We start from the raw sequence: 17720 nt of genomic DNA, 5'->3' as shown, positions 1-17720 counted from the left end.
CACCGCGTGCAGTGCGCCCGCCGACCGCTGTGCCTTCGCGGGTGTGATCGGATACTAGGGTGGGTATCGGGCGCAAGAAGGACACACAAGGAACGACACATACAAGATGTCCCGGTGAGTGGCCGGGCAATCGGAACGGAAACGGAGTGGTGGGTGCCCGGTCGTGTCGAAATCGATGACGTCGCGCCCGTCGTTTCGTGCGGCGTATATCCCGCCAAGGCGGTGGTCGGCGAGGTGGTCCCGGTCAGCGCGGCGGTCTGGCGTGAAGGCCACGAGGCCGTCGCAGCGACGCTGGTCGTGCGCTACCTCGGAGTGCGTTACCCACACCTCACCGACAGACCCCGGGCCAGGGTGCTTCCGACGCCGAGCGAGCCCCAACAACGCGTCAAGCCGCTGCTGATCCCGATGACGAGCGGCCAGGAGCCCTTCGTTTTCCACGGCCAGTTCACCCCCGACCGGGTCGGATTGTGGACCTTCCGGGTGGATGGTTGGGGTGACCCGATCCACACCTGGCGCCATGGGCTGATAGCCAAGCTAGATGCCGGCCAGGGAGAGACCGAGCTGTCCAACGACCTGTTGGTAGGCGCGGTGCTGTTGGAGCGCGCGGCGACCGGTGTGCCGCGCGGGTTACGCGATCCCCTCCTGGCGGCCGCGGCAGCGCTGCGGACCCCCGGTGACCCGGTGACCCGCACCGCGTTGGCCCTGACACCGGAAATCGAAGAGCTGCTGGCCGACTATCCGCTGCGGGACCTGGTCACCCGGGGCGAGCAATTCGGCGTCTGGGTGGATCGGCCGTTGGCCCGGTTCGGCGCTTGGTATGAGATGTTTCCGCGCTCAACCGGCGGGTGGGACGACGACGGCAACCCGGTACACGGCACCTTCGCCACCGCTGCGGCAGAACTTCCGCGCATCGCCGGCATGGGGTTCGACGTGGTGTACCTGCCGCCGATCCATCCAATTGGCAAGGTGCATCGCAAGGGTCGCAACAACTCGCCCACCGCCGCACCGACAGACGTGGGATCGCCGTGGGCGATCGGTAGCGATGAGGGCGGTCACGATACCGTTCATCCCAGCCTGGGCACCATCGACGACTTCGACGACTTCGTCTCCGCGGCACGCGATCTGGGCATGGAGGTCGCGCTGGACCTGGCGCTGCAATGCGCACCGGATCATCCGTGGGCCCGCGAACACCGGCAGTGGTTCACCGAGCTGCCGGACGGCACCATCGCCTACGCGGAGAATCCACCGAAGAAGTACCAGGACATCTATCCGCTCAACTTCGACAACGATCCCGAGGGCCTGTACGACGAAGTGCTGCGCGTGGTGCAACATTGGGTTAACCACGGCGTCAAGTTCTTTCGCGTCGACAATCCCCACACCAAACCACCCAACTTCTGGGCCTGGCTGATCGCGCAGGTGAAGACCGTCGACCCCGACGTGCTGTTCCTGTCCGAGGCTTTCACCCCGCCCGCCCGCCAGTACGGGCTGGCCAAGCTCGGCTTCACGCAGTCCTACAGCTATTTCACCTGGCGCACGACCAAGTGGGAGCTCACCGAATTCGGCAACCAGATAGCCGAACTCGCCGACTACCGTCGGCCCAACCTGTTCGTCAACACCCCGGACATCCTGCACGCGGTGCTGCAGCACAACGGTCCAGGCATGTTCGCCATCCGCGCGGTGCTGGCCGCCACCATGAGCCCAGCCTGGGGGATGTACTGCGGTTATGAGCTTTTCGAGCACCGTGCGGTGCGCGAGGGCAGCGAGGAGTACCTGGACTCGGAGAAGTACGAATTGCGTCCCCGCGACTTTGCCAGCGCGCTGGACCAGGGTAGATCTTTGCAGCCGTTCATCACACGGCTCAATATAATTCGCCGGCTGCACCCGGCGTTTCAACAGTTGCGTACCATTCATTTTCACCACGTTGACAACGACGCGTTGCTGGCCTACAGCAAGTTCGACCCGGCCACCGGCGACTGCGTGTTGGTGGTGGTGACACTCAACGCATTTGGTCCTGAAGAAGCTACGCTGTGGTTGGACATGGCGGCGTTGGGCATGGAGGACTACGACCGGTTTTGGGTGCGCGACGAGATAACCGGCGAAGAATACCAATGGGGGCAAGCCAATTACATCCGCATCGACCCAGCACGGGCAGTCGCCCACATCATCAACATGCCAGCCGTGCCCTACGAGAGCCGAAACACGCTGCTGCGCAGGAGGTGACGGGCTCATGAGTCGATCCGAGAAACTCACCGGGGAGCACCTTGCACCCGAGCCGGCCGAAATGGCGCGCTTGGTGGCGGGTACACATCACAACCCGCACGGCATCCTGGGCGCCCACGAATACGACGACCATACCGTCATCCGAGCGTTCCGTCCGCATGCCGTCGAGGTCGTCGCGCTCGTTGGTAAGGACCGGTTCTCGTTGCAGCACCTCGATTCTGGCCTGTTTGCCGTCGCATTGCCGTTCGTCGACCTCATCGACTACCGCCTGCAGGTGACCTATGAAGGTTGCGAGCCACACACCGTGGCCGATGCGTACCGATTCCTGCCCACCCTGGGCGAGGTCGACCTGCACCTGTTCGCCGAGGGCCGCCACGAACGGCTTTGGGAAGTCCTGGGTGCCCACCCCCGCTCGTTTACCACGGCCGACGGTGTGGTGAGTGGCGTGTCGTTCGCCGTGTGGGCGCCCAACGCCAAGGGCGTCAGCTTGATCGGCGAGTTCAACGGTTGGAATGGCCACGAAGCCCCCATGCGGGTGCTCGGCCCATCAGGGGTATGGGAATTGTTCTGGCCCGACTTCCCTTGCGACGGTCTGTACAAGTTCCGCGTGCACGGCGCCGACGGCGTGGTTACCGATCGGGCCGACCCGTTCGCGTTCGGCACCGAGGTGCCGCCGCAGACCGCATCGCGGGTGACGTCGAGTGACTACACCTGGGGTGACGACGACTGGATGGCTGGGCGTGCGCTGCGCAACCCGGTGAACGAGGCGATGAGCACCTACGAAGTCCATCTCGGTTCGTGGCGGCCTGGACTCAGCTACCGCCAGCTTGCTCGTGAGTTGACGGATTACATTGTGGATCAAGGGTTTACCCATGTGGAGCTGTTGCCCGTCGCCGAGCATCCATTCGCCGGATCATGGGGGTATCAGGTCACGTCCTACTATGCGCCGACATCACGATTCGGCACACCCGACGACTTCCGGGCGCTGGTCGACGCCCTGCACCAGGCCGGCATCGGCGTCATCGTGGATTGGGTCCCAGCGCACTTCCCGAAGGACGCGTGGGCCCTGGGACGGTTCGACGGCACTCCGCTCTACGAACATTCCGATCCCAAACGCGGCGAGCAACTGGATTGGGGCACATACGTGTTCGACTTCGGCCGCCCGGAAGTGCGCAACTTTCTGGTAGCCAATGCGTTGTACTGGCTACAGGAGTTCCACATCGACGGCCTGCGGGTGGACGCGGTGGCCTCAATGCTCTATCTAGACTACTCGCGACCCGAGGGCGGCTGGACCCCCAACGTCCACGGCGGCCGGGAGAACCTGGAAGCAGTGCAGTTCCTGCAGGAGATGAACGCCACGGCGCACAAGGTCGCGCCGGGAATCGTCACCATCGCCGAGGAGTCCACGCCGTGGTCTGGGGTGACCCGCCCGACCAACATTGGCGGCCTGGGCTTTTCGATGAAGTGGAACATGGGCTGGATGCACGACACGCTCGACTACGTCAGCCGAGATCCGGTGTACCGCAGCTACCACCACCACGAGATGACGTTCTCGATGCTGTATGCGTTCAGCGAAAATTACGTGTTGCCGCTCAGTCATGACGAGGTGGTGCACGGCAAAGGCACGCTGTGGGGGCGGATGCCGGGCAACAATCACGTCAAGGCCGCCGGCCTGCGTAGCCTGCTTGCCTACCAATGGGCACACCCCGGCAAGCAATTGCTGTTCATGGGTCAGGAATTCGGCCAACGCGCCGAATGGTCCGAGCAGCGCGGCCTGGACTGGTTCCAACTCGACGAAAACGGCTTCTCCAACGGGATTCAGCGGCTGGTGCGCGACATCAACGACATCTACCGATGCCACCCGGCGCTGTGGAGCTTAGACACCACCCCCGAAGGCTATTCTTGGATCGACGCCAACGACTCCGCCAACAATGTGTTGAGCTTTATGCGCTACGGCAGCGACGGCTCGGTGCTGGCCTGCGTGTTCAATTTCGCAGGTGCCGAACACCGTGACTATCGACTCGGGCTGCCGCGCGCGGGCCGCTGGCGCGAGGTGCTCAATACCGACGCGACGATCTACCACGGCTCAGGGATCGGCAACCTCGGCGGCGTGGACGCCACCGACGACCCCTGGCATGGCCGCCCGGCGTCCGCGGTGCTGGTGCTGCCGCCCACTTCGGCGCTGTGGCTGACGCCCGCCTAGCGCCTGCCATGAGCAGATTGCACATGCCTGATGAGCCGATTCGATGCACTCTGCACACTGCACTCCGAGATTGATCAGAAAGGCTAAGCGATAGCGCTACCCTGTGCTAACTCGAGCTGGATACTCGACGCACAGCTGATCGGAGGAAAGCATGTCGTTTGTAATCGCCGCTCCCGAGACGCTGGTGAGGGCCGCTTCGGATTTGGCGAACATCGGGTCGACGCTGGGGGCCGCCAACGCCGCGGCATTGGGCCCGACGACGGAACTTCTGGCAGCCGGTGCTGATGAGGTGTCGGCGGCCATCGCGTCGCTGTTCGCCGCGCATGGCCAGGCCTATCAGGCGGTGAGCGCTCAGATGTCGGCGTTTCATGCCCAGTTCGTTCAAACCTTTACTGCGGGCGCTGGCGCGTACGCGAGCGCTGAGGCCGCCGCCGCGGCGCCGTTGGAGGGCCTGCTCAACATTGTGAACACGCCCACCCAGCTGTTGCTGGGGCGTCCGCTGATCGGCAACGGCGCCAACGGCGCACCGGGGACCGGGCAAGCCGGCGGGGCCGGCGGGCTGCTGTACGGCAACGGCGGGGCCGGCGGGTCCGGGGCGCCCGGCCAGGCCGGCGGCCCAGGTGGAGCCGCGGGGCTATTCGGCAACGGCGGGGCGGGTGGGGCCGGGGGTGACGGCCCGGGCAACGGCGCGGCTGGCGGGGCCGGCGGGGCCGGCGGGCTGCTGTTCGGCTCCGGCGGCGCCGGTGGGCCCGGCGGAGTCGGGAACACCGGCACAGGCGGGCTCGGCGGCGACGGCGGGGCGGCCGGGCTGTTCGGAGCCGGTGGCATCGGCGGGGCCGGCGGGCCAGGCTTCAACGGTGGCGCCGGCGGGGCCGGCGGTCGCAGCGGGCTGTTCGAGGTGTTGGCCGCCGGCGGTGCCGGCGGCACCGGCGGGTTGAGCGTCAACGGGGGCACCGGTGGCACCGGCGGCACCGGCGGGGGCGGCGGGCTGTTCTCCAATGGCGGTGCCGGCGGCGCCGGCGGGTTCGGAGTCTCCGGCTCGGCCGGAGGGAACGGCGGCACCGGAGGCGACGGCGGCATCTTCACCGGCAACGGCGGGACCGGCGGCACCGGCGGAACTGGCACCGGTAACCAACTCGTGGGCGGTGAGGGCGGGGCCGGCGGGGCGGGCGGCAACGCCGGCATCCTCTTCGGCGCTGGCGGCATTGGCGGCACCGGCGGAACCGGTCTCGGCGCGCCCGACCCCGGCGGCACCGGCGGCAAAGGAGGCGTCGGCGGCATCGGCGGTGCCGGCGCACTGTTCGGTCCCGGCGGCGCCGGGGGCACCGGAGGGTTCGGCGCCTCCAGTGCGGACCAAATGGCCGGCGGCATCGGCGGGTCCGGTGGCAGCGGCGGGGCCGCCAAGCTGATCGGCGACGGCGGCGCCGGCGGTACCGGCGGCGACAGCGTCCGGGGCGCGGCCGGTAGCGGCGGCACCGGCGGCACCGGCGGGTTGATCGGTGACGGCGGCGCTGGTGGCGCCGGCGGGACTGGCATCGAATTCGGGTCGGTCGGGGGGGCCGGCGGGGCCGGCGGCAACGCCGCCGGGCTCTCGGGTGCGGGCGGGGCCGGCGGAGCCGGCGGGTTCGGCGAGACCGCCGGCGACGGTGGGGCCGGCGGCAACGCCGGCCTGCTCAACGGCGATGGCGGCGCCGGCGGCGCCGGCGGACTCGGCATCGCCGGCGACGGGGGGAACGGCGGCAAGGGTGGCAAGGCCGGGATGGTCGGCAACGGCGGCGACGGCGGCGCCGGCGGCGCAAGCGTGGTGGCAAACGGCGGTGTCGGCGGCTCCGGCGGCAACGCCACCCTGATCGGCAATGGAGGCAACGGCGGAAACGGCGGAGTCGGCAGTGCGCCGGGTAAGGGTGGCGCCGGCGGCACCGCCGGGCTGCTCGGCCTGAACGGATCACCCGGGTTGTCGTAGCCGCCCAGCGCGAGCAGACGCAGAATCGCCTAAACCCGTGCGGGTTTAGGCGATTCTGCGTCTGCTCGCCAGCCGGCCTCAGTACAGCGCGTTGGCGAGGTTGCGCCGACCGGCCACGACCTCGGGATCGGCGGGGTCGAACAGCTCGAACAGCTCGATCAGCCGGGTGCGCACCCGGGTGCGCTCTTCTCCAGATGTCCGACGCACCAACGCGATCAGGCGCTCGAAGGCCGCACTCACATCCTGGTTGAGGACTTGCACGTCGGCTGCCGCAAACGCGGCGTCGATGTCATCCGACAAGCTGTCGGCGACCGAGACGGCGTCGGGCCGTTGTGCGGTTGCGCGGATGAGGAATTCGATCTGGCGGATGGCCGCCTTGGCTTCGACGCTTCCTGGGTTGGCATCCAAAATCGCCTGATATGACTTGCGCGCGGCAACAAAGTCGCCATCCTCGAGCTGCTGGCGCGCCTGTGCCACCGCTGGATCGACTTCGGTGGACTCCTCGGAACTCGCTGCGCCCTTGAGCTTTCCGGCTGTCGCAGACAACAGGGAATCCACCCAGCGACTCAGTTGGTCCGCGGGCTGGAGGCCCTGGAAGCTCGAGATCGGCTGTCCCGCAGCCAAGGCCACCACGGTCGGAACCGCTTGGACGCCGAATATCTGTGCCACCCTGGGTGCGACGTCAACGTTAACCGACGCCAGCGACCACTTGCCCTTAGCGGCAGCGGCCAAGCCGGACAGCGTGTCAAGCAAGTCGACGCATACCTCGCTGCGGGGTGACCACAGCAACACCACCACCGGCACTTCGTCGGACCGGACGATCACCTCGTCCTCGAAGTTCGCCTCGGTGATCTCGGTCACACCGGACGGCGTCGACAGTGCCCGGTCGGCATCCGTGCTCGCCGCAGCGTTTTGCTGGGCACGTTGTTTGATGCCGGAGAGGTCAACAGCACCGGCCATGGCCGGCCCGAGCGGGGGTCGCGGACGCGTCACGCCGTCAAGTCTGTCATGCCGCTGCGGTCATCGATCCACCCGGTGGCGCCGACCCTGCGGCAGGAGCCGACATACCGCGATCGGTTGGTATGACCAAGATCACACTGGCCGCCACCGACCCCTCAACCGCTATCCGGCCCGCAATATCAGTGCGTCGCCCTGCCCGCCAGCCCCGCACAATGCGGCAACCCCGACGCCCGATCCCCGGCGTGCCAACTGCAGCGCCGCATGTAGCGTGATTCGCGTCCCTGACATGCCGAGGGGATGCCCGACGGCAATCGCACCACCGTTGACGTTGACGATCTGGGGGTTCAGCCCGAGTTCGCGTATCGAGGCCAATGCCACCGCAGCGAACGCCTCGTTGATCTCCACCACGTCGAGCTGGTCCACCGAGATGCCCTCGCGATCCAGCGCCTTGTTGATCGCGTTGGCCGGCTGCGATTGCAGTGTGGAATCCGGCCCGGCCACCACACCGTGGGCGCCGATCTCGGCTAGCCAGGTCAGCCCCAGTTCCTGGGCCTTTTCCTGGTTCATGACCACCACCGCGGCCGCACCGTCGGAGATCTGTGACGCCGACCCGGCGGTGATGGTGCCGTCGCCACGGAACGCCGGCTTCAGACCGGCCAGCGCGGCGGCGGTGGTGTTGGCGCGGATCCCCTCGTCCTCGGTGAACTGCAGTGGATCGCCCGTGCGCTGCGGGATGTTCACCGGGATCACCTCGTCGGCGAATACGCCGTCCTTCCATGCCGCGGCCGCCTTTTGGTGGGACGCAGCCGCGTACTCGTCCTGTTCGGAGCGGGTGAACATGTCGACGTCGTTGCGTTGCTCGGTGAGCGCGCCCATCGGCTGATCGGTGAACACGTCGTGCAGACCGTCGTAGGCCATGTGGTCCAAAACCGTAACGTCGCCGTACTTGTAACCCGACCGGCTATTCATCAACAGGTGGGGCGCCTTCGTCATCGACTCCTGACCGCCGGCCACCACCACGTCGAACTCTCTGGCCCGAATGAGTTGATCAGCCAGCGCGATTGCGTCGATGCCGGACAGGCACATCTTGTTGATCGTCAGCGCAGGGACATCCCAACCGATGCCGGCCGCCACTGCCGCCTGCCGTGCGGGCATTTGCCCGGCACCCGCGGTCAACACCTGGCCCATGATCACGTACTCGACCAAGGACGCCGGCACGTTGGCCTTCTCCAGGGCGCCCTTAATGGCGATGGCACCCAGCTCGCTGGCGCTGAAATCCTTCAGGGAGCCCATCAACTTGCCGATGGGTGTACGCGCGCCAGCAACAATCACCGATGTCGTTATGACTACCTCCTCAGCGCACCCGAAAGCCGATCTGACCGACCCGGAGAAGCAGATTCTTTCCCTTCAGGTTACCGTTGTGTGATGACGACCGATCAAGTCCACGCCCGTCACATGCTGGCTACCTCGTTGGTAACTGGACTCGATCACGTCGGTATTGCGGTCGCCGACCTGGACGTTGCCATCGAGTGGTATCACGACCACCTTGGCATGATCCTGGTCCACGAGGAAATCAACGACGATCAGGGCATCCGCGAGGCACTGCTGGCGGTGCCGGGCTCCGCGGCGCAAATCCAGTTGATGGCCCCGCTCGACGAATCCTCGGTGATAGCGAAGTTCCTGGACAAGCGCGGGCCAGGCATCCAACAGCTGGCGTGCCGGGTCAGCGATCTTGACGCCATGTGTCGGCGGCTGCGCTCCCAGGGCGTCCGGCTGGTCTACGAGACGGCCAGGCGTGGCACCGCGAACTCACGGATCAACTTCATCCACCCGAAAGACGCCGGCGGGGTTCTGATCGAGTTGGTGGAGCCGGCCCCCTAAGGCGCACCAGCAGGGCGCACCAGCCGCCAAAAGCCTAGGTCCATTTTCGAGTCGGACCGCGGGTTGCTCGGTTCGCCCAGCACGGGGTGTGCCAGTGACGCCGGTCATCGACGCCGGCTTGCGGCAAGTCAGTCGGCCACACTACCACATGTGCAGTACCGGAACGGATTTCGTGATCACACCCCGGACAGCGATAGGTCTTGACGGCGCGGGCCGCAGCGACCGGTCGTACTTCATACTCGTGGCCATCGGGCCCCGCTTCCACTCGGCGCAGGGCCCACGACGGCGGTTCCGGCCGCTGCCGGTGCAGCGGTTTGCGGCGCCGAGCCATCGCATCAGTTTAATCGCGCAACTCAGAACAGCCGGTACTCGCCGCTATCCATCCCGCGCATTGTGTCGTAATCCAATGTCAAACAACGGATCCCGCGGTCGGTGGCCAGAATCCGAGCCTGCGGCTTGATCTGTTGAGCGGCAAACACCCCCTTGACCGGCGCGAGCACACTGTCGCGGTTGAGCAACTCGAGGTAGCGGGTCAGCTGCTCCACGCCGTCGATCTCGCCACGCCGCTTGATTTCCACCGCGACCGAGCCACCTCGTTCGTCGCTGCACAGCAGGTCGACGGGTCCGATCGCGGTCATGTACTCGCGGCGGACCAGCGTGTACCCTTCGCCCAGCAATTGGATGTGCTCGGCGAGCAACGCCTGCAAGTGGGCCTCGACGCCGTCCTTGACCAGCCCGGGGTCCACGCCCAGCTCGTGGCTACTGTCGTGCTCGATTCCTTCGATAGTGATGCGCAGCTGCTCGCCGGCCTTGTTCTCGACCACCCACACTGGCGCCTGGCCGCCGGACTCTTCGGTCAACCAGCACGGCGGACTCATCCAGTTCAACGGCTTGTAGGCGCGGTCGTCAGCATGTACGCTGACCGATCCGTCGGCCTTGAACAGCAACAGCCGGCGCGCGGACGGCAGATGCGCGGTGAGCCGGCCGATGTAGTCGACAGTGCACTGGGCGATGACTAGACGCACCCGACTCACCTTAGAGCGCGCAACGACGTTGTTCCTTAGAGCGTGACCGACACACTACGCTGACGTCACCATGCCATCCGAGAAGGCCACCACTCGACACTTGCCAGGGGCCGTCGAGACTCTCAGCCCGCGCACTGGACGACGGCCAGAGACGCCCGCATACGGCTCATGGCTGCTTGGGCGCGTGTCGGAGAGCCCACGGATGCGGCGGGTACGTATCCAGGGCATGCTGACCGTCGCCATTTTGGTCACGAACGTGATCGGGCTCATTGTCGGTGCCATGCTACTGACGGTCGCCTTTCCGAAACCAAGCGTGATTTTGGACGCCCCGCATTGGGTGTCGTTCGGGATCGTTCCGGGATACTGCGTGCTCGCCTTCATACTGGGCACCTACTGGCTCACCAGGCAAACGGCTCGAGCGTTGCGGTGGGCAATCGAGGAACGCACCCCCAGCCATGATGAGGCGCGCAGCGCTTTCCTAGTCCCACTGCGAGTGGCGTTGGCAGTTCTTTTCCTGTGGGGCGCCGCCGCAGCGTTGTGGACGATAATCTACGGCCTGGCCAACCGGTTGTTTATCCCGCGGTTCCTGTTTTCGATGGGCGTCATCGGCGTTGTCGCAGCCACCAGCTGCTATCTGTTAACCGAGTTTGCGCTTCGCCCGATGGCCGCCCAGGCGCTCGAAGTGGGAGCAACACCACGATCGCTGGTGCGAGGCATCGTGGGCCGAACCATGCTGGTGTGGCTGCTCTGTTCAGGCGTACCCAATGTCGGTGTCGCCCTCACCGCCATCTTCGACGATACGTTTTGGGAACTCTCCAATGATCAATTCATGATCACAGTGCTGATCCTGTGGGCACCACTGTTGATCTTCGGATTCATCCTGATGTGGATTCTCGCTTGGCTGACGGCCACGCCTGTGCGCGTGGTCCGCGAGGCGCTCAACCGCGTAGAGCAGGGCGATCTAAGCGGCGATCTGGTCGTATTCGACGGGACCGAACTCGGTGAGCTACAGCGTGGTTTCAACAGAATGGTCGAGGGCCTGCGCGAGCGCGAACGCGTACGCGATCTCTTCGGCCGCCACGTCGGTCGCGAGGTCGCCGCAGCAGCCGAACGCGAGCGACCAAAACTGGGCGGCGAAGAGCGCCATGTCGCCGTCGTCTTCGTCGACATCGTCGGTTCAACTCAATTGGTCACCAGCCGGCCTGCGGCAGAGGTCGTGATGCTACTCAACCGGTTCTTCACGGTAATCGTCGATGAAGTGAACCATCACCGTGGACTTGTCAACAAGTTTCAGGGAGACGCCTCGCTGGCAGTCTTCGGGGCCCCCAACCGCCTGAGCCATCCCGAAGATGCCGCGCTGGCCACCGCACGAGCCATCGCCGACCGGCTAGCCAGCGAAATGCCGGAGTGCCAAGCCGGCATCGGGGTAGCGGCAGGTCAGGTTGTCGCCGGCAATGTCGGCGCCCACGAACGGTTCGAATACACCGTGATCGGCGAACCGGTCAACGAGGCTGCACGACTGTGCGAACTGGCAAAATCATACCCGAGCCGATTGTTGGCGTCGTCGCAAACGTTGCGCGGTGCCAGTGAAAACGAATGTGCCCGTTGGTCTTTAGGCGAGACCGTGACACTTCGCGGGCACGACCAGCCCATCCGGCTGACGTCGCCAGTTCAACAGCTGCAGATGCCTGCTCAGTCGGCCGACATAGTCGGCGGTGCACTGGGCGATCACCAGACCCACACGATTTACCGTGGGGCGCATCCGACAGATTAGGCTGACGCCACCATGCCGGCGAAAAAGACCATGGCGCAACGCCTGGGCCAGGCACTCGAGACGATGACCCGTCAGTGCGGCCAGCTGCCCGAGACCCCGGCGTATGGCTCCTGGTTGCTTGGGCGGGTGTCAGAAAGCCCGTCGCGTCGCTGGGTACGCATCAAGCGCATCGTGACCGTCTATATCATGACGGCGAACCTGACCGGGATCGTGGTCGCGCTGCTAGTGGTGACCTTCGCTTTTCCGGTGCCTAGCATCTACACCGACGCCCCATGGTGGGTCACCTTCGGGGTCGCACCGGCCTATGCGACGCTCGCACTGGCCATCGGCACCTACTGGATAACCACGCGAATCGTCAGAGCGTCCATACGGTGGGCGATCGAGGAACGCGCGCCGAGCCAGGCCGACGGGCGCAACACCTTGCTGCTCCCGTTTCGAGTGGCAGCCGTCCACCTCATTCTGTGGGATATCGGCGGGGCGTTGTTGGCCACGCTCTACGGGCTGGCCAACCGCGTATTCGTCACCATAATTTTGTTCTCGGTGACTATCTGCGGCGTTTTGGTAGCCACCAATTGCTACTTGTTCACCGAGTTCGCGCTGCGACCCGTAGCCGCTAAAGCACTCGAAGCGGGACGACCGCCACGACGGTTTGCACCGGGCATCATGGGCCGAACGATGACGGTGTGGTCGCTAGGTTCAGGCGTGCCTGTGACCGGCATCGCCACGACAGCGCTCTACGTCCTATTGGTGCACAATCTGACCGAAACGCAGCTCGCGTCGGCGGTGTTGATCCTGTCGATAACCACGTTGATCTTCGGGTTTCTCGTGATGTGGATTCTTGCTTGGCTGACGGCGGCGCCGGTGCGAGTGGTGCGCGCTGCGCTCAAGCGTGTCGAGCAGGGGGATCTGCGAGGGGATCTGGTGGTGTTCGACGGCACCGAACTCGGTGAGCTGCAGCGTGGTTTCAACGCGATGGTCAACGGCCTGCGCGAGCGCGAACGCGTGCGCGACCTTTTCGGCCGCCACGTCGGACGCGAAGTCGCCGCCGCCGCCGAGCGTGAACGACCACAGCTAGGCGGCGAAGACCGCCACGCCGCCGTCGTCTTCGTCGACATCGTCGGCTCCACCCAGCTGGTGGACAACCAACCTGCCGCCCACGTGGTCAAGCTCCTCAACCGGTTTTTCGCGATCGTCGTCAACGAGGTCGACCGTCACCACGGACTGATCAACAAGTTCGCAGGCGACGCCGCCCTGGCCATCTTCGGAGCCCCGAACCGCCTCGACCGTCCCGAAGACGCCGCGCTGGCCGCCGCCCGGGCCATAGCCGATCGGCTGGCCAACGAGATGCCCGAGGTCCAAGCCGGCATCGGGGTGGCGGCAGGCCAGATCGTCGCCGGCAATGTCGGCGCCAAGCAAAGATTCGAATACACAGTGGTCGGCAAGCCGGTCAACCAGGCGGCCCGATTGTGCGAACTGGCCAAATCACACCCCGCGCGATTGCTAGCATCCTCGGACACACTGCACGCTGCCAGCGAAACCGAACGTGCCCATTGGTCTTTGGGCGAGACGGTGACGCTGCGCGGACATGAGCAGCCGACTCGGCTGGCCGTGCCCACCTAAGCCGGGCAAACAACACGAGCGCGCCAACCGGTCGCACCCGACTCTTCGACAAACTAGTCTGACGCCACAATGTCGGCCAAGAAGAGCACGGCGCAACGCTTGGGTCGGGTGCTGGAGACGGTGACCCGGCAGAGCGGCCGGCTGCCAGAAACTCCCGCGTACGGCTCCTGGCTGCTTGGGCGGGTTTCGGAAAGCCAACGGCGCCGACGGGTACGGATCCAGGTCATGCTGACCGCGCTGGTCGTGACCGCGAACCTGCTCGGCATCGGGGTTGCCCTGCTATTGGTGACGATCGCCATCCCCGAACCGAGCATCGTTCGCGACACGCCACGGTGGCTCACGTTCGGGGTGGTACCGGGCTATGTCCTGCTAGCCCTCGCTTTGGGTAGCTACGCACTGACCAGGCAGACCGTGCAAGCCCTGCGCTGGGCGATCGAAGGACGGAAACCGACTCGTGAGGAGGAGCGCCGCACCTTCCTGGCCCCCTGGCGAGTCGCCGTGGGCCACCTCATGTTCTGGGGTGTTGGCACGGCGCTCTTGACGACACTCTACGGCCTGATCAACAACGCGTTCATCCCGCGATTCCTGTTCGCGGTCAGCTTTTGCGGCGTATTGGTCGCAACCGCAACCTATCTGCATACCGAGTTCGCATTGCGCCCGTTCGCCGCCCAGGCGCTCGAGGCCGGGCCGCCGCCACGCCGGTTGGCGCCGGGAATCCTGGGCCGGACCATGGTGGTGTGGCTGCTCGGTTCGGGAGTACCCGTCGTCGGCATCGCCCTGATGGCGATGTTCGAAATGGTGCTGCTCAATCTCACTCGGATGCAGTTCGCGACGGGCGTGCTGATCATCTCGATGGTCACATTGGTGTTCGGGTTCATCCTGATGTGGATCCTGGCCTGGCTGACGGCGACCCCGGTGCGGGTGGTGCGTGCGGCGCTGCGGCGCGTCGAGCGGGGCGAGCTACGGACCAACCTGGTGGTCTTCGACGGCACCGAACTCGGCGAGCTGCAGCGTGGTTTCAACGCGATGGTCGCCGGACTGCGGGAGCGCGAACGAGTGCGCGATCTGTTCGGCCGCCACGTCGGACGCGAAGTCGCCGCCGCCGCCGAGCGTGAACGTTCGAAACTGGGCGGCGAAGAACGCCACGTCGCCGTCGTGTTCATCGACATCGTCGGCTCGACGCAATTGGTGACCAGCCGGCCGCCGGCCGACGTCGTCAAGCTGCTCAACAAGTTCTTCGCGATTGTCGTCGACGAGGTCGACCGCCACCACGGATTGGTCAACAAGTTCGAGGGGGACGCGTCGCTAACCATCTTCGGCGCCCCGAACCGGCTTCCCTGTCCCGAAGACAAGGCACTGGCCGCCGCGCGGGCGATAGCCGATCGGCTGGTCAACGAAATGCCCGAGTGCCAGGCCGGGATCGGCGTGGCGGCGGGGCAGGTCATTGCCGGCAACGTGGGTGCCCGAGAACGGTTCGAGTACACCGTGATCGGGGAGCCGGTCAACGAGGCGGCCCGATTGTGCGAACTGGCCAAATCGCGTCCCGGCAAGTTGCTGGCTTCGGCACAGGCCGTGGACGCCGCAAGCGAAGAGGAGCGCGCCCGTTGGTCTTTGGGTAGGCATGTGAAACTTCGTGGGCACGACCAACCGGTCCGGCTGGCCAAGCCGGTCGGGCTGACCAAGCCGCGTAGGTAACCTGCCCGAACCCACGACGACCCCATCACAATGTCGTTTTTCCGCCAGTCATGTCGGTGGGCGGGTGTAATTGTTGAAGGGTGCACGACGACTTCGAACGCTGCTACCGGGCGATCCAGTCCAAAGACGCCCGGTTCGACGGCTGGTTCGTCGTCGCGGTTTTGACCACCGGTGTCTACTGCCGGCCGAGTTGCCCCGTCCGGCCACCGTTCGCGCGCAATGTCCGGTTCCTGCCGACTGCGGCGGCCGCTCAGGGGGAGGGATTCCGGGCCTGCAAACGGTGCCGCCCCGACGCCTCGCCTGGGTCTCCGGAATGGAATGTGCGTAGTGACGTCGTGGCGCGGGCGATGCGGCTGATTGCCGACGGAACGGTGGACCGCGACGGTGTCAGCGGCCTCGCGGCCCAGCTCGGTTACACCATTCGCCAGCTGGAGCGGCTGTTGCAGGCCGTGGTCGGCGCCGGTCCGCTCGCGTTGGCCCGCGCCCAACGCATGCAGACCGCCCGGGTGCTGATCGAGACCACGAACCTGCCGTTCGGCGATGTCGCATTCGCCGCCGGGTTTTCCAGCATCCGTCAGTTCAACGACACCGTTCGCCTGGCGTGCGACGGCACACCGACGGCATTGCGTGCGCGCGCGGCCGCCCGATTCGAGTCTGCCACCGCATCAGCGGGCACGGTGTCGCTGCGGCTACCCGTCCGTGCACCATTCGCCTTCGAGGGTGTTTTCGGCCATCTGGCCGCCACCGCGGTGCCGGGTTGCGAAGAGGTCCGCGATGGTGCGTACCGACGCACGCTACGGCTCCCATGGGGCAACGGCATCGTCAGCCTGACGCCGGCACCCGATCATGTGCGCTGCCTGCTTGTGCTCGATGATTTCCGCGACCTGATGACGGCCACTGCACGTTGCCGACGGCTGCTGGACCTCGACGCCGATCCCGAAGCGATCGTCGAGGCGCTGGGCGCCGATCCGGATCTGCGCGCAGTGGTGGGCAAGGCACCCGGGCAACGCATTCCCCGCACAGTCGACGAGGCAGAATTCGCCGTGCGGGCGGTCCTCGCCCAACAGGTATCGACGAAGGCCGCAAGCACTCACGCGGGCCGACTGGTCGCCGCCTACGGACGGCCGGTCCACGATCGCCACGGCGCTTTGACCCACACCTTCCCGTCGATCGAGCAGCTCGCTGAGATCGATCCCGGCCATCTGGCCGTCCCCAAGGCGCGTCAAAGGACCATAAACGCGCTCGTCGCCAGCCTTGCCGACAAAAGTCTGGTCCTGGACGCCGGATGTGACTGGCAACGCGCCCGCGGGCAGTTGCTAGCGCTGCCCGGAGTGGGCCCCTGGACCGCGGAGGTCATCGCCATGCGCGGCCTCGGTGACCCGGACGCCTTTCCGGCCAGTGATCTCGGCCTGCGGCTGGCCGCCAAAAAGCTGGGCCTGCCTGCACAACGACGAGCCCTGACGGTGCACAGCGCTCGCTGGCGCCCCTGGCGCTCCTATGCCACCCAGCACCTGTGGACCACCCTGGAACATCCGGTAAACCAATGGCCACCGCAGGAGAAGATCGCATGATTCACTACCGCACCATCGATAGCCCCATCGGGCCATTAACCCTGGCCGGGCATGGCTCGGTGTTGACGAACCTGCGGATGCTCGAGCAGACGTATGAGCCAAGCCGCACACACTGGACACCCGACCCCGGCGCATTTTCTGGCGCTGTCGACCAACTCAACGCTTATTTCGCCGGCGAGCTCACCGAATTCGATGTGGAACTTGACCTCCGGGGAACCGACTTTCAGCAACGAGTATGGAAAGCATTGCTGACAATCCCGTACGGGGAAACCCGGTCCTACGGGGAAATCGCCGACCAGATCGGCGCCCCCGGCGCCGCACGCGCCGTGGGATTGGCCAACGGCCACAATCCCATCGCCATCATCGTCCCGTGCCACCGCGTGATCGGCGCCAGCGGAAAGCTCACCGGGTACGGCGGTGGAATCAACCGGAAACGAGCTCTGCTCGAGTTGGAGAAAAGCCGGGCGCCCGCAGACTTGACGCTCTTCGACTGAGCGCCCCCGCCCGCGAGGGTATCGTCATTGCGAAAATCGAAGCCATAATTCGCCCGCTCGCGAGCGGCTGAGTCGATATAAACATACAAAAACACCACCGTTACCGGGGGTGTTTTTGTATGTTCGGCGGTGTCCTACTTTTCCACCCGGAGGGGCAGTATCATCGGCGCTGGCAGGCTTAGCTTCCGGGTTCGGAATGGGACCGGGCGTTTCCCTGCCGCTGTGGCCGCCGTAACTCTATGCAAATTTGTTCTGGTGGGGGGTGTGGACGCACGGCTAGCGCCGTGAACGGATGTGGTTGCGAGTTTGTTTTT

The 17720-nt window shown here is 65.8% G+C and carries 13 protein-coding genes and 1 rRNA gene; 9 read left to right on the top strand and 5 right to left on the bottom strand.

The features are described 5' to 3' along the window. Positions 1–114 precede the first annotated feature (114 nt). The 3 genes from glgE (at position 115) to PE_PGRS24 (ending at position 6386) form a co-directional block, all read left to right on the top strand. The gene (glgE, locus tag Rv1327c; RefSeq protein NP_215843.2) at positions 115–2220 is read left to right on the top strand and encodes an alpha-1,4-glucan:maltose-1-phosphate maltosyltransferase; all 2106 of its coding nucleotides are present in this window, start codon (positions 115–117) and stop codon (positions 2218–2220) included. Positions 2221–2227: 7 nt separating this feature from the next. Then, positions 2228–4423, top strand: coding sequence for a 1,4-alpha-glucan branching protein (gene glgB / locus Rv1326c; RefSeq protein ID NP_215842.1), 2196 nt, complete (start codon positions 2228–2230; stop codon positions 4421–4423). Between the two features lie 151 nt (positions 4424–4574). Further along, a complete protein-coding gene (PE_PGRS24, locus tag Rv1325c; protein ID YP_177799.1) occupies positions 4575–6386 on the top strand; it encodes a PE-PGRS family protein PE_PGRS24 in 1812 nt (603 codons plus the stop codon). A 78-nt stretch (positions 6387–6464) separates the two neighbouring features. Here PE_PGRS24 and Rv1324 read toward each other — a convergent pair whose 3' ends face one another. Both Rv1324 and fadA4 read right to left on the bottom strand, forming a co-directional pair. Next, the gene (locus Rv1324; protein NP_215840.1) at positions 6465–7379 is read right to left on the bottom strand and encodes a thioredoxin; all 915 of its coding nucleotides are present in this window, start codon (positions 7377–7379) and stop codon (positions 6465–6467) included. Between the two features lie 129 nt (positions 7380–7508). Next, the gene (fadA4, locus tag Rv1323) at positions 7509–8678 is read right to left on the bottom strand and encodes an acetyl-CoA acetyltransferase (protein NP_215839.1); all 1170 of its coding nucleotides are present in this window, start codon (positions 8676–8678) and stop codon (positions 7509–7511) included. 90 nt (positions 8679–8768) lie between these two features. Here fadA4 and Rv1322A point away from each other — a divergent pair, with 90 nt between their 5' ends. After that, complete coding sequence (locus Rv1322A) at positions 8769–9227, top strand: hypothetical protein (RefSeq protein YP_177643.1); 459 nt, start codon at positions 8769–8771, stop codon at positions 9225–9227. A gap of 34 nt (positions 9228–9261) precedes the next feature. Here the strand turns inward: Rv1322A and Rv1322 are convergent, their stop codons facing one another. Together Rv1322 and Rv1321 are read right to left on the bottom strand one after the other, a co-directional pair. Continuing rightward, the gene (locus tag Rv1322) at positions 9262–9558 is read right to left on the bottom strand and encodes a hypothetical protein (RefSeq protein NP_215838.1); all 297 of its coding nucleotides are present in this window, start codon (positions 9556–9558) and stop codon (positions 9262–9264) included. A 22-nt stretch (positions 9559–9580) separates the two neighbouring features. Next, positions 9581–10261: an endonuclease NucS gene (locus Rv1321; protein ID NP_215837.1), complete on the bottom strand. Its 681-nt coding sequence runs from the start codon at positions 10259–10261 to the stop codon at positions 9581–9583. Positions 10262–10322: 61 nt separating this feature from the next. On the opposite strand from Rv1321, the gene Rv1320c reads away from it, so the two are divergent. The 5 genes from Rv1320c (at position 10323) to ogt (ending at position 17406) form a co-directional block, all read left to right on the top strand. Beyond that, entirely contained in the window at positions 10323–12026 is a 1704-nt protein-coding gene (locus tag Rv1320c) for an adenylate cyclase (RefSeq protein NP_215836.1), read from the top strand. A gap of 12 nt (positions 12027–12038) precedes the next feature. Further along, on the top strand, positions 12039–13646 hold the full coding sequence (locus Rv1319c) for an adenylate cyclase (RefSeq protein NP_215835.1): 1608 nt from the start codon (positions 12039–12041) through the stop codon (positions 13644–13646). 69 nt (positions 13647–13715) lie between these two features. Beyond that, positions 13716–15341, top strand: coding sequence for an adenylate cyclase (locus Rv1318c; protein ID NP_215834.1), 1626 nt, complete (start codon positions 13716–13718; stop codon positions 15339–15341). 80 nt (positions 15342–15421) lie between these two features. Then, on the top strand, positions 15422–16912 hold the full coding sequence (gene alkA / locus Rv1317c) for a bifunctional regulatory protein/DNA repair enzyme AlkA (protein NP_215833.1): 1491 nt from the start codon (positions 15422–15424) through the stop codon (positions 16910–16912). Beyond that, the gene (ogt, locus tag Rv1316c) at positions 16909–17406 is read left to right on the top strand and encodes a methylated-DNA--protein-cysteine methyltransferase (RefSeq protein NP_215832.1); all 498 of its coding nucleotides are present in this window, start codon (positions 16909–16911) and stop codon (positions 17404–17406) included. Before alkA ends, ogt begins: the two co-directional genes overlap by 4 nt. A 120-nt stretch (positions 17407–17526) precedes the next feature. Here ogt and rrf read toward each other — a convergent pair. Further along, positions 17527–17641: ribosomal RNA gene (gene rrf / locus Rvnr03) — 5S ribosomal RNA — on the bottom strand. Positions 17642–17720 lie beyond the last annotated feature (79 nt).

It is taken from the genome of Mycobacterium tuberculosis H37Rv (assembly GCF_000195955.2).
Taxonomy (GTDB): domain Bacteria; phylum Actinomycetota; class Actinomycetes; order Mycobacteriales; family Mycobacteriaceae; genus Mycobacterium; species Mycobacterium tuberculosis.
The sequence above is the reverse complement of the archived record's forward strand: the minus strand, read 5'-3'. Positions and strand labels throughout refer to the sequence as shown.

Coding starts and splice junctions, on each gene's coding strand:
- Rv1319c (NP_215835.1), top strand. CDS start 12,039: ATGCCGGCGAAAAAGACCATGGCGCAACGCCTGGGCCAGGCACTCGAG.
- Rv1318c (NP_215834.1), top strand. CDS start 13,716: ATGTCGGCCAAGAAGAGCACGGCGCAACGCTTGGGTCGGGTGCTGGAG.
- ogt (NP_215832.1), top strand. CDS start 16,909: ATGATTCACTACCGCACCATCGATAGCCCCATCGGGCCATTAACCCTG.
- PE_PGRS24 (YP_177799.1), top strand. CDS start 4,575: ATGTCGTTTGTAATCGCCGCTCCCGAGACGCTGGTGAGGGCCGCTTCG.
- Rv1320c (NP_215836.1), top strand. CDS start 10,323: ATGCCATCCGAGAAGGCCACCACTCGACACTTGCCAGGGGCCGTCGAG.
- Rv1322 (NP_215838.1), bottom strand. CDS start 9,558: ATGGCTCGGCGCCGCAAACCGCTGCACCGGCAGCGGCCGGAACCGCCG.
- glgB (NP_215842.1), top strand. CDS start 2,228: ATGAGTCGATCCGAGAAACTCACCGGGGAGCACCTTGCACCCGAGCCG.